The 13,121-nt window shown below is 30.1% G+C and carries 12 protein-coding genes; 7 read left to right on the top strand and 5 right to left on the bottom strand.

Going from position 1 to position 13,121, the window contains the following annotated elements; all coding sequences use genetic code 11:
* Positions 1-2: 2 nt before the first annotated feature.
* Together WHD54_RS00520 and WHD54_RS00515 are read right to left on the bottom strand one after the other, a co-directional pair.
* On the bottom strand, positions 3-659 hold the full coding sequence (locus WHD54_RS00520; protein ID WP_088322722.1) for an HAD family hydrolase: 657 nt from the start codon (positions 657-659) through the stop codon (positions 3-5).
* 56 nt (positions 660-715) lie between these two features.
* A complete protein-coding gene (locus WHD54_RS00515) occupies positions 716-1,132 on the bottom strand; it encodes a thiol-disulfide oxidoreductase DCC family protein (protein ID WP_088322721.1) in 417 nt (138 codons plus the stop codon).
* Between the two features lie 178 nt (positions 1,133-1,310).
* Here WHD54_RS00515 and WHD54_RS00510 point away from each other — a divergent pair, with 178 nt between their 5' ends.
* Genes WHD54_RS00510 through WHD54_RS00495 form a run of 4 tightly spaced genes read left to right on the top strand, consistent with a single transcriptional unit; the run spans position 1,311 to position 5,620 of the window.
* Positions 1,311-2,003 carry an ABC transporter ATP-binding protein gene (locus WHD54_RS00510; RefSeq protein ID WP_088322720.1) on the top strand — a complete coding sequence of 231 codons (693 nt, stop codon included), beginning with the start codon at positions 1,311-1,313 and terminating at the stop codon, positions 2,001-2,003.
* A 2-nt stretch (positions 2,004-2,005) separates the two neighbouring features.
* Entirely contained in the window at positions 2,006-3,238 is a 1,233-nt protein-coding gene (locus tag WHD54_RS00505; RefSeq protein WP_088322719.1) for an ABC transporter permease, read from the top strand.
* 2 nt (positions 3,239-3,240) lie between these two features.
* Entirely contained in the window at positions 3,241-4,485 is a 1,245-nt protein-coding gene (locus WHD54_RS00500; RefSeq protein WP_088322718.1) for an ABC transporter permease, read from the top strand.
* 19 nt (positions 4,486-4,504) lie between these two features.
* On the top strand, positions 4,505-5,620 hold the full coding sequence (locus WHD54_RS00495; protein WP_088322717.1) for an efflux RND transporter periplasmic adaptor subunit: 1,116 nt from the start codon (positions 4,505-4,507) through the stop codon (positions 5,618-5,620).
* Between the two features lie 160 nt (positions 5,621-5,780).
* Here the strand turns inward: WHD54_RS00495 and WHD54_RS00490 are convergent, their stop codons facing one another.
* A complete protein-coding gene (locus WHD54_RS00490) occupies positions 5,781-6,458 on the bottom strand; it encodes a ZIP family metal transporter (protein ID WP_088322716.1) in 678 nt (225 codons plus the stop codon).
* Positions 6,455-7,180: a class I SAM-dependent methyltransferase gene (locus tag WHD54_RS00485; RefSeq protein ID WP_088322715.1), complete on the bottom strand. Its 726-nt coding sequence runs from the start codon at positions 7,178-7,180 to the stop codon at positions 6,455-6,457. Before WHD54_RS00485 ends, WHD54_RS00490 begins: the two co-directional genes overlap by 4 nt.
* Positions 7,181-7,452: 272 nt before the next feature.
* On the opposite strand from WHD54_RS00485, the gene WHD54_RS00480 reads away from it, so the two are divergent.
* Both WHD54_RS00480 and priA read left to right on the top strand, forming a co-directional pair.
* Positions 7,453-8,625, top strand: a complete 1,173-nt coding sequence (locus WHD54_RS00480; RefSeq protein WP_088322714.1) for a THUMP domain-containing class I SAM-dependent RNA methyltransferase — start codon at positions 7,453-7,455, stop codon at positions 8,623-8,625.
* 192 nt (positions 8,626-8,817) lie between these two features.
* Positions 8,818-11,262: a replication restart helicase PriA gene (gene priA, locus WHD54_RS00475; protein ID WP_198943129.1), complete on the top strand. Its 2,445-nt coding sequence runs from the start codon at positions 8,818-8,820 to the stop codon at positions 11,260-11,262.
* 35 nt (positions 11,263-11,297) lie between these two features.
* Here the strand turns inward: priA and WHD54_RS00470 are convergent, their stop codons facing one another.
* Complete coding sequence (locus WHD54_RS00470; RefSeq protein ID WP_088322712.1) at positions 11,298-11,663, bottom strand: helix-turn-helix transcriptional regulator; 366 nt, start codon at positions 11,661-11,663, stop codon at positions 11,298-11,300.
* A 343-nt stretch (positions 11,664-12,006) separates the two neighbouring features.
* On the opposite strand from WHD54_RS00470, the gene WHD54_RS00465 reads away from it, so the two are divergent.
* The gene (locus tag WHD54_RS00465; protein ID WP_088322711.1) at positions 12,007-13,053 is read left to right on the top strand and encodes a M14 family metallopeptidase; all 1,047 of its coding nucleotides are present in this window, start codon (positions 12,007-12,009) and stop codon (positions 13,051-13,053) included.
* Positions 13,054-13,121: the final 68 nt, after the last annotated feature.

The following is a 13,121-nucleotide window of genomic DNA, read 5'->3' as shown; positions in this document are numbered from 1 at the left end:
TATTATATGTAATTTTTTAAGGCTTCAAAATTATTAATTATCGCATTTGCGTTTTCTAATGTTTGCCCTTCCGATAACGGATTTTTAAATCCGAATACAAAAATATTTGCTTCGTTAGCGGCTTTTATTCCATTATCTGAATCTTCTATAACAACACAGTTTTGGTTCATAACATTTGCCAACTTTGCTGCTTTATTAAATATTTCGGGATGTGGTTTAGACTCTTTTAAATCTGCACCACTTATTTTTGCTGTAAAATAATCATTCAATTCAAAGCGATTAAAAACCCTATCTATATTTACCATTGCAGATGATGATGCTAAAACGAGAGGGATGTTTTTACTATGCAAATACATTATTATTTCTTTTACACCTTTTACCAAACTCAAAGTTGGATCATTTTCGAAAAAGTGCACGTACGTTTTACGTTTTTGTAACACTAGTTCTTCTGGTGATTCCGATAAACTAAAATGGGTTACTAGTTTTTGAAATGCATTTAAAGTAGATGAACCCGTAAAAGATTTGTACAAACTTTCTGACACATCGACTCCCAAAGAATTAAAAGTTTTATAATACGCTTTTTTATGGATTTCTTCTGAATCTATAATTACGCCATCCATATCAAAAATAACGCAATCTATAACTTTAGGAAATTTCATTAGTAACTATTTTAAGAAAGTACAATAATAAGAATTGCTTTTAAGATCTCGTATTACTAGACTAAAAATTTTGCTTTTAATTCTTCCGTTGGAATCATACATTGGTCTTTTTTCCCAAACCATCTGTACCTATTTTTTGCAATAAAATCATACAAATGATTTCTAAATGTTTCTGGAAAAACCCAAAAAATAATAGTCAATTTCCACAAACCCGAAAAATGATTCATAATTTTAAGAGCTGCGGTAGCTTTTATATCATAAGAAACACCTGGTTCAACCAATACAATACTATCAATAAGATTCGAGTTTACGCCTAAATAATTTAAAATTTCTTCCCCTTTAGTAGACTGAATTGCTACAAACATAAAAATATTTTTTGTGTCGTTTTTAATAACTGTTTTTACGGCATTATTGCATAAATTACAAATTCCGTCAAATAAAATTATTTTTTTATGTTTTGGTAAATCAAGCATTTAACCTCGTTTCATTATTTAATTACAAAGATACTTTAACTTTTTTTATTTTTCTTGTAACAATATTTATTTAATGGCGTCTTATATTTGTATTCTTGTTGTTTTTTTGAGCCTTTTAACATAATATTAATAAGTGCTCTTAATAGCAATCAATACTTTTATATCAAAATAACCAAGCATGATTAAAATTGAAGGATTGCACAAATCCTATCCGATAGGAAAAGACTCATTACACGTATTAAAAGGTATAGATTTGCACATCAAAGAAGGCGAATTTGTATCGATTATGGGATCGTCTGGTTCAGGAAAATCTACCTTATTAAATATTGTTGGTTTGTTAGATATTCATGATGAAGGAAACTACTATTTAAATGGCCAGTTAATTAAAGATATGAACGAAAAAAAAGCCGCTCAATTACGTAATAAGTTTTTGGGTTTTATTTTTCAATCTTTTAATTTAATCTCCTATAAGACAGCTGTAGAAAACGTTGCATTACCTTTGTACTATAAAGGAATGAATAGAAAAGAACGTTTAAAAATAGCATTAGATTATTTAGAGAAAGTAGGCCTTAAAGATTGGGCAAATCATTTACCAAACGAACTTTCTGGAGGACAAAAGCAACGTGTTGCAATTGCTCGAGCTTTGGTTACAAAACCAAAAGTAGTTTTGGCAGATGAGCCTACAGGAGCTCTAGATTCTACTACAACAGACTCTGTTATGGATCTTTTAAAGGACATTAACAATGAAGGAATGACTGTTTTTGTAATTACCCACGAAGAGGAAGTAGCTGAACAAACCAAAAGAATTGTACGTTTAAAAGATGGTGTTATTATTAGTGATGAATTCACCAAAGCCTCTAAAGCAGTATAATTATGTTTGATTTAGATCGTTGGAGAGAAATTTTTCAAAGCATCAATAAAAACAGGTTACGTTCTGTAATGTCTGGCTTTACGGTTGCTTTTGCCATCCTTTTATTTACCCTATTATTTGGTATTGTAAGTGGTTTAAGTAACACTTTTACTAGTGCTTTTGCAGATGACGCACAAAATGCTATGTTTGTTCGTGTCTGGAAAACTTCTAAACCCTACAAAGGACTTCAAACAGGAAGAAGAGTTCAACTTAAAAACTCAGATTACAACTATATTTCAGAAGAATATAAAAATAAGATTCAATATCAGTCTGCAAGAATCTTTAAAAACTTTTCTATAAAATATAAAAACGAAGCAAGTAATTACAGTGTAATGGCTGTAAACCCAGATCATCAGTTTTTAGAAAAAACAATTATTGATGATGGAAGATATTTAAACGAAAGAGATTTAAATGAAAAATCGAAAGTAATTGTTATTGGTAGGCTAATTAAAAAAGATTTATTTGGCGAAAGACCTGCTGTTGGAAAAAGGGTAAATGTTAGCGGGAGCTCTTTTTTAGTAATTGGTGTTTTTTCTGATGATGGAGGAGACAATGAAGAAAGAAAAGCTTTTATACCATTAACAACTGCACAAATGATGTACGGAAATAACGATTATATAAGTCAGATTGCACTTGGCTATAATCCGAATTTAAGTTTAGATAAAGCAATTGCATTTGGGAATCAGATGGAAAGAGATTTGAGAAAGAAACTCAATATTCATCCAGATGATCAAAGTGCATTATCTGTTAGAAATATGGCAGAAGCAAATAAAGGTGTTGGTCAGTTTATGGGAATATTATATGCCATTGTTATTCTGGTAGGTTCTGGTACTTTAGTAGCCGGAATAATTGGTATATCTAATATCATGATTTTCGTTATTAAAGAAAGAACAAAAGAATTTGGTATTCGAAAAGCACTAGGAGCTAAGCCTTCTTCTATAGTAGCAATGGTTGTTCAAGAATCGGTATTAATTACAACAATTGCTGGTTATCTTGGGCTTTCTTTAGGTACCTACATTTTAAGTTTAATTGGAGACAGTTTAGAAAAAGATTACTTTATTAAAGACCCTAGTGTAAGTACAGGTATTGTTGTAAGTGCAACTATAGTGTTAATTTTATCGGGACTAATAGCTGGTTATGTTCCTGCAAAAAAAGCAGCAAATATTAAACCAATAGAAGCATTAAGAGCAGATTAATTATGAAATTTTTATTCGATTCAGATACTTGGCAAGAAATTTACGGCAGTATTCGTAAAAATAAAGTTAGAACTGCAATTACTATCATTGGGGTACTTTGGGGTATTTTTTTGTTAGTAGTTTTATTAGGTGCTGCAAGAGGTATGGAAAATGGTTTTAACAAACTATTTGGTAATTTTGCCACCAATAGTGTTTTTGTGTGGACACAATCTACAGATACACCTTTTAAAGGTTTTCAGGAAGGAAGACGATTTCGATTGACCATGAATGATATTGAAGTTTTAAAGTCTGAATATTCAGATGAAATTAAACTTTTAGCTCCTCGAAACCAAACAAATAACCTACTTGTTAAAGACTTTAAATCAGGCAATTTTCAAGTTAGTGGCGATTATCCTATTTTAGATCAAATACAAAAAAAGCAACTTTTATACGGAAGGTTTTTAAATGATAATGATATTTTATCTACTGCTAAAGTTACCGTTATTTCCGAAGATATGTACATACAATTGTTTGATAAAGGCGAGTTTCCTATCGGACAATATGTAAAAATTAACAATATCAACTATAAAGTAATTGGCGTCTACAAACCATCGAACACTATAGATTTTGATGGAGATTGTGCCTATATTCCTTTTTCTACCTTCAGAAAAGTGTACAATACAGCCAATAATGTAGATTGGATGATGATAACCGCCAATGAAGGAACAGACATTGAACAAATGGAAAAAGATGTACTGCTTACTTTAAAAGGTTTACATAAAGTACACCCAGAAGATGAAAGAGCTTTTGGAAGTGTTAATCTTGGAAAAGAAATCGGAAAAGTAACAGGCTTTTTAACAGGAATGCAATTTTTAACTTGGTTTGTAGGTATTGCTACTTTAATTGCTGGAGTATTTGCAATTGGCAATATTTTACTGATAACAGTTAAAGAACGAACACAAGAAATTGGAATACGAAGAGCTTTAGGAGCAACACCAAAAAGTATTCGTCAACAAATAATATTAGAGTCGGTTTTTTTAACCACCATTGCAGGAATGCTAGGAATTATTTTTGGTAGCTTAATCTTATATTTAATAGACTCTGCATTTGGTCAAGGACCCGATGCCGCACTTATAAATCCAACGGTAGATATTCCAATAATTTTAATAGCATTTACCACATTAATTGTGCTGGGTACTTTAATAGGTTTGATACCTGCACATATGGCAACAATTGTAAGACCTATAGAAGCATTAAGAGAAGAATAAAATTAATTAACCATAAATCATGAGCAAAAGATCAAAAATTATTTTAATTATTATCGCAATAGGTTTTATTGCAGCACTTATTTGGTTCGGTAAAAAGAACAAAAAAAGTATTTTAGAATATGAAACAGAAACACCTTTTAAAACAACTATTGTTAAAAAAACTGTAGCTACAGGTAAAGTAATACCTCTAGAAGAAATTGAAATTAAACCTCAAATAACAGGTATTATAGATAAGGTTGTATTACTAGAAGGCTCTAAAGTTAAAAAAGGAGATTTAATTGCTACTGTAAGAGTGGTTCCTAACGAGCAATCGTTAATTAGTGCTAAAGGTAGAGTAGACAATTTAAAGTTAAGAGTAAACAATGCCGAAATTTCATACAATAGAACTAAAAATTTATTTGAAAAAGGAGTTATTGCTAGAGCAGAATATGAGGGAGTAGAACTAACTTATAACCAAGCAAAGCAAGATCTTAAAAATGCACAAAACGATTACTTGATTATTAAAAAAGGATCTGCTGGTTCTGCAGGAACCGCAAACACAAATATTCTGGCGCAAATGTCTGGAACTATTTTAGAAATTCCTGTTAAAGAAGGAGACCAAGTAATTCAATCAAACAACTTTAATGCTGGTACTACTATTGCTTCAATTGCAGATATGAGTAAAATGATTTTTGAAGGTAAGGTAGACGAGTCTGAAGTTGGAAAACTAGTTAAGGGCACTAACATAGAAGTTTCTATTGGAGCTATAGAAGGTAAAAAATTTCCTGCTAAATTAAATTTCATCGCTCCGAAAGGAACGGAAGAGGGTGGTGCTGTTCAATTTAAAATTAAAGCAGATGTTTCTTTAGATGATAAGTTTTTTATTAGAGCTGGTTACAGTGCAAATGCAGATATTGTTTTGGTAAAAAAAGACAGTGTTCTTTCTATAAAAGAAGCATTGCTTAGATTTGATAAAAAAACAGAAGAACCATATGTAGAAGTTAAAACCGGTGATGGAACTTATGAAAAGAAAACTTTAAAATTAGGAACTTCAGATGGTGTAAACGTAGAAGTTTTAGAGGGTGTAACTGAAGATGATGAAATAAAAATTTGGAATAAAGCTTCTAAAGACGAAGAAAAAAAGAATGACAATTAACCAATTTTAATCTATAAACAGAATGAAAGAGGCGCTTTACAGCGCCTCTTTTTTTGTGTCTAATCATTTACTAAGCTTCAAAAAATAAAAGTTTATTTGATTTAAAATAATTAGTAACTTTAATACCACTGTGTAGCAATTGTTTGTAAACTAAAAAATATTATAACGTAAAAATAGTTAGTAAAATACCTAAAAGTATTGCCATAAACTTTTGTAAATTAAACTTATGATTTTCTGTACTTTCAAAAAGAATGATTGTTGAAATATGCAAAAACACCCCAATAATTAAAGCAGTTATTTCTCTATAAAAAGTAGTGAAAAAAGAAATTTCATTACCTATTAAAACTCCTAACGGACTCATTAATGCAAAGAAAAATAAAAAGGTAAAAACGACTCTTTTTGGGTATTTTGTATATAACAAAAAAGAAGTTAAAACTATGGCTATTGGAATTTTATGTACAATTATAGCCCATAATAAATTATCATTTGCATGATGAATTGGTAATCCTTCTGAAAAAGCATGCAGGCATAAACTTACAAAAAGTAACATTGGAAATTTTTTACCGTTCGAATGAATATGTATATGACCATGCTCTGCACCCTTAGAAAACGATTCTAGTATAGACTGTAAAATAATACCAATTAAAATAAAAATACCTATCCTTTTAGAGTCTATAGTAGGAGTGTAAACTTCTGGTATAAGATGTAAAATAGTAACCGACAAAAGGTACGCACCACTAAACGCTAATAATAAGCGAACAATTTTATTACTTGGCTTTAATAATAATACCAATAATGAACCTAAAAGAACTGAAAAAATTAATAATAAATAACTCATTTTGCCACAATAATTAATCGGTTAGAGGTAGATTCGTTAAAATCAGTCAATTCGTAGTCTCCAAAAATATGTTCAATAGAAAAACCAACATTTTCTAAATAATCTATCATTTTTTTTACATCTAAATATTTTACTTTTTCTGTAAATTCGTGCTGTTTCTCATCAGCAAAGAATGAGATATTTTTATAGATAAATCCGTTTTTAATAGCTCTATTAATATCAAACTGTATTCCATCTATAATTTTTACTTCCTCAGTAACTAAATGTTTTTTTACAAAAGTTGCATTTAAAAAATCGAACACAAAAACACCGTTTTTATACAATGCATTCTTTATGTTTTTTAGAATTAATAAATCTTCATGGTCATCATCGAAATAACCAAAACTTGTAAATAAATTAAAAATAGCATCATAAGATTGTTCTATTGGAGCTCTCATATCGCTTACATAAAATTGTAGCTTTTCATTTTCGAACTTTTTTGCTTCTTGTATACTATTTTCAGACAAATCGGCACCAGTTACTTGGTAGCCTAGAGAATTTAAATACACAGCATGTCTGCCTTTACCACATGGTAAATCTAAAATATGTGCTGTTTTTGGAAGTCTTAAATATTCAGTAATATTTTTCATGAACAACTGTGCATCGTTGTCATTCCTATCCTTATATAAAATATGGTAATATTTGGTATTAAACCACTCTGTAAACCAATCTTTATTTTTCATTATTTAAATTTCTTTATTTCGTAAATGTTAGGATTGGTATATAATTTATACTTTTTTAATGGTGTTTAAGTCTGTAAAAGTAACCAAATCTTACATTTTAAAAAATGAAAAATGCACAAACATCAAATACAATAAAGTCATTACCAAAAGAATTGTGAAGCTTACAACACATATTTGTATTTTTTATATGATAACTTACTAAAAAATGACACTCTTACTTTGTTAATTCCTGTTTATAAAATGTATTTTTGTAGTCAATTTTACAAGAAAAAATGGACAGAGATTTTAAAATGACAGCTACAACGCTCTTTGGTTTAGAAGGAGTATTGGCTAATGAACTAAAAAACCTTGGCGCTCAAGATATTAAAGAAGGAGTAAGAAGTGTTTCTTTTAGGGGCGATAAAGGTTTTATGTACAAAGCAAATATGGCACTAAGAACGGCTGTTCGAATTTTAAAACCCATAAAAACATGTAAAATTTATGATGAAGAAGATTTATATGAAGCTATTCAAAAAATAAAATGGGAAAATTACCTCGAGGTAGAAGGCACTTTTGCGATTGGTGCAGTTGTAAACTCCAAAAATTTTACAAGTAATTCTCATTACATTTCTTTAAAATCTAAAGATGCTGTTGCCGATTATTTTAGACATAAGTACAGTAAAAGACCGAATGTAGATTTAAAATATCCGGATGTAAAAATTCATGTTCACATTCAAAAAGATTGGCTTACTGTTTCTATCGATTCTTCGGGAGATTCTTTACACAAAAGAGGATACCGAACAGCAACCAATATTGCACCAATTAACGAAGTTTTAGCAGCTGGTATGATTTTATTATCTGGATATACTGGAGATGAAAATTTTATAGATCCTATGTGTGGTTCCGGTACTATTTTAATTGAAGCAGCAATGATTGCTAACAATATTCCGGCAAATATCAACAGAAAACTTTTTGCTTTTGAGCATTGGAAAGACTATGACGAAGATTTGTACTTTACAATTCAAGATGCACTTCTCAAGAAAATACGCTCTTCTCATTTTAAAATTATGGGGTTCGACAAAGCGCCATCAGCAGTTAAAAAAGCACAAGATAATATTGTAAATGCAAATTTAGATGAGTTTATAGGCGTGCATCATGTAAACTTTTTCAACTCAAAAAAAGAAGTATTTGGCAATACTACCATACTTTTCAATCCGCCTTATGGCGAGAGATTAAATATTGATACCCAAGAATTTTACAAAAAAATTGGCGATACATTAAAACACAATTATCCGGGTTCTACAGCTTGGCTAATTACTTCAGACACCGATGCTTTAAAATCGGTAGGACTAAGAACCTCGAAAAGGATAGCCCTTAAAAATGGCGATTTAGATTGTAAATTTGTAAAATACGAATTATACGAAGGAAGTCGTAAAGTAAAAGAACTAAATAATACCGATGATTAATATTTTTGTATGAAGCCATTTCCTGCTTTTCGCTGTATCTTTTTGTAAAAACAACAAAAAGGATGCCGCTTCAATCAGGGCTAAAAACAGAAAATAATAAGTTATACATACCAAAGCAAAATTGTGTAATTTTAACAAGTTGATAAACAGATATTATAAACTATATTAAAAATTATATTCTAGCATACCGATTTGCAACATTTCATCGATCTTATATTGCCCATTCCTATTCAAAAAACTTTTACATATACTGTAACAGAACAAGAAGCTAATTTCTTAAAAAAAGGGATGCGAGTTGCAGTTTCTTTTGGTAAAACAAAAATGTATACAGGCTTGGTTTTTAAAATACATACCACAGCACCAACGTTATATGAAGCAAAAGAAATTCATCAAATTTTAGATGAAACACCCATAGTAAACGAACTTCAATTGCAACATTGGCAATGGGTTGCCAACTATTATATGTGTTCTTTAGGAGATGTTTATAGAGCCTCTTTACCTTCAGCTTTTTTATTAGAAAGTGAAACAATTGTATACAAAAACGAAACCTTTATAAATGAAAATGAGTTAGAAGACGATGAATTTTTAATATTTGAAGCGTTGCAGCATCAGTCGCAACTAACAATTCATCAAGTAGCTGATATCTTAGGAAAAAAGAAAGTGATGCCAATTGTGAATTCACTTATAAAAAAATCGGCAGTTTATATAAAAGAAGAAATTTACGAGCAGTACAAACCAAAGTTAGTAAAATACATTCGCTTGAACGCTTCTTACAATTCAGATAGTAGTTTAAATGGTTTATTAGAAGAGCTATCTAGAGCCAAGAAACAACGTAAAGCGGTACTTACTTATTTTCAATTAGCCACAAGTAAAAAACCAATAAAAGTTAAAACTTTATCAGAAAAAGCAGGAATTTCTTCTGCCATTATTAAAAGTTTAGAAGCTAAAAACATTTTTGAAACTTACGAAATTCAAACAGATAGAGTTCAATTTTCTGGCCAAGAAAATGATTTAAAAGTTTTAAATCCGCACCAAGAAAAAGCACTTTCTGAAATTAAGGAAACTTTCAAATCTAAAGATGTAACCCTTTTGCATGGCATTACTAGTTCAGGCAAAACAGAAGTTTATACAAAATTAATTCAAGAAGTTATAGACGCAGGAAAACAAGTATTATTCCTGTTGCCAGAAATAGCACTCACTACACAAATTATAACACGACTACAGTATTATTTTGGAAACCAGATTTCGGTATTTCATTCCAAATATTCTATAAATGAAAGGGTAGAAGTATGGAATAATATTTTAACACAACAACCTAAAACTAAAATTATTTTAGGCGCTAGATCTTCAATTTTCCTACCATTTACAAACCTTGGTTTAATTATTATAGATGAAGAACACGAAACATCTTACAAACAATTTGAACCTTCTCCAAGATATAATGCGCGAGATGCGGCTATTGTTTTGGCAAAAATGCACAATGCTAAAATACTTTTAGGCTCTGCAACACCTTCTTTAGAATCTTATTATAATGCACAAGAAAAAAAATACGGTTTTGTTGCATTAAATAGAAGACATGGTAATGTACAGTTGCCTAAAATAGAACTTATTAATGTTAAAGAAAAGTATCGTAAAAAGGAAATGACCGGTCATTTCTCCGACCGATTGATACAATTAATTCAAGATGCATTAAATGAAAAAGAGCAGGTAATTTTGTTTCAAAATAGGCGTGGTTATTCGCCAATTGTAACCTGTAACACTTGTGGGGTTTCTCCAGAATGCCCTAATTGCGATGTTACATTAACGTTTCACAAGTTTAAACACGAACTACGTTGTCACTATTGCAATTATCAAAGAGCAATGCCTAATAGTTGTGCCGCTTGCGGAAGTAATACTTTAGATACCAAAGGCTTCGGAACAGAGCAAATAGAATTAGAATTAAAAACATTATTTCCAGATTTTAAAATAGGAAGAATGGATCTGGATACTACACGAGGTAAATTTGGATATCAAAAAATTATTGGTGCTTTTGAGGCAAAAGAAATAGATATATTGGTAGGGACCCAAATGCTATCGAAAGGGTTAGATTTTGAAAATGTATCTTTAGTAGGTATTTTAAATGCAGATACAATGCTTAATTTTCCAGATTTTAGAGCACATGAAAGAGCCTATGACATGATGGTGCAAGTTTCTGGCAGAGCAGGAAGAAGTAAAAAACAAGGTAATGTAGCCATTCAAACCTACAATCCTTTTCATCAAATTTTACAGCAAGTATCTACCACTAACTATACAGAAATGTATAAAGAACAACTACAAGAAAGATGGCAATATAAATATCCGCCCTACTACAGAATTATTAAAATTACCTTAAAACACAGAGACTATATAAAATTAGATAGTGGCGTTAACTGGTTGTTTAAAGCTTTGTACAACTCTTTTGGCGAACATGTTCTTGGTCCAACTGCACCTTCTGTTGCAAGAATTAGAAATCAATATATAAAGAATATTATTATTAAAATACCACCAAAACAGTCGCTACTTCAAACCAAAAACCAGTTAAACAACATTAAAAGTACGTTCGAAGCAGTAAAAGATTTTAGACCCATTCGTTTTATTATTGATGTTGACGCTTATTAGTACTTTATAAAATTACTTTGTAGCTTGCACTTACACTAATTTTTAAACTCGTCGAAAGTTCCATCTGTGTAAAAAACCAATATTTTCTGTATTACTTTTTTGTGAGATGTTTCCGTTGCTATTTTATTGTTTACAGAAAGTGGAGTAGTAGTGTTAACTGCCGCAACATCTGTTTTAGCTGGAAAATTTCCAATTCCATGAATTAGCCATTCCAGAGTTACCTCTTTAAACTCTGTAGTAACTTTTAAAACAAAGTCTAAACTAGGTTTATTTCTTCCAGATAAAATATGAGAGATACTAGACCTTTGAACCCCAACTTTATCTGCAAAGATAGATGCCGAGATTTCATAATAATCCATCAATTTTTTTAATCTATTTGTAAAATCAATACTGTTTATCATTGTAAATCACTATACTTTTACAAATGTAAAACTTTAATTTTTAAATGCAATAATTATTTTAACGTATATTAAAAACACCTAAAATAGCATTAAATTAAAACTTCATATAAATACTATAATAAACTAATTTAAAGTATTTTATATATAAATTATAGTATTTAACTATGCTATAAACCTAGTACATAAACCATTATTTTTTAAAAAACACTTTTTGTTTACAAAAGTAAAATAACTGAGTTGTTTTACAGTTTACAATTGTAATACTTCTGTGTTTTACAATTGTAACATTTTAGTTTGATGACACGTATGAAACTATTATTTTTACAAAATATTAGATTATAACATGAGTACATTAAACAGCGAATTTTTAGAACAATTATTTACACAATATAAAGAGGAAGCTTTATTTGGAAAATGGATAACATTAAATGATATTGAAGAATTATTTCGAAAACATGCTTCACTATTTATAGTTTCTAAAATTGGAACTTCAGAAGAGGGCAGACCTATTTATCAATTAAAAATAGGAAGTGGCCAAAAAAAAATAATGCTATGGTCTCAAATGCACGGAAACGAAGCAACAGGAACCAAAGCTCTTTTCGACCTCTTTAACTGTTTTACAGAGCAGTGCAAAGAATTATCTTTTATTCTAGAAAACTGCACCCTTTTATTTATCCCTATGCTAAATCCAGACGGAGCACAAGCATTTACAAGAGTAAATGCAAATAATGTAGATTTAAATAGAGATGCCGTAGATAGAGTTGCAAAAGAGAGTAAATTATTGAGAGCTGTTTTAGAAGATTTTAATCCGCAGTTTTGTTTCAACCTTCACGATCAAAGAACAATATTTAATGTTTCGGGAACAACAAACCCTGCAACCATTTCTTTTTTAGCACCTTCGGAAGAGGAAACTAGAAAGCTAACTGAAGGGAGAAAACAAACAATGAATGTTATTATAGCAATGAACGATATACTTCAGCAACAAATTCCTGGTTTTATTGGCAGGTATACTGATGAGTTTTATCCGACAGCCACTGGAGATAATTTTCAAAAACTTGGTTATAACACCATTCTAATTGAGTCCGGACATTACCCAAATGATTACAATAGAGAAATATCTAGAAAATTCACCTTTATAGCAATACTCTCTGGGATATCTTATATTGCCACAACAAGCATTTTTGATTCTTTCGAACGCTACTTTACAATCCCCAATAACGATACTATTTTTTATGATGTTATTCATAGATACAAAAATTCAGAAAATGATATTGCCTTTCAATATAAAGATGAAATAATTAACAATTCTTTGGTGTCTTCATTAGAAAAAGTACCTGAAAAATCATTAAATGGCAAAATTGGACACCACGAAATCGTTTTCGAAAGCTAATTTTATTAGATTTTTCTTACTTTTTTCATTGTTTAGTTAAATTTAATTCATAAATTTGTGGCTAATAT

Origin of the sequence: Polaribacter tangerinus, assembly GCF_038024095.1 — a bacterium.
GTDB lineage: Bacteria > Bacteroidota > Bacteroidia > Flavobacteriales > Flavobacteriaceae > Polaribacter > Polaribacter tangerinus.
The sequence above is the reverse complement of the archived record's forward strand: the minus strand, read 5'-3'. Positions and strand labels throughout refer to the sequence as shown.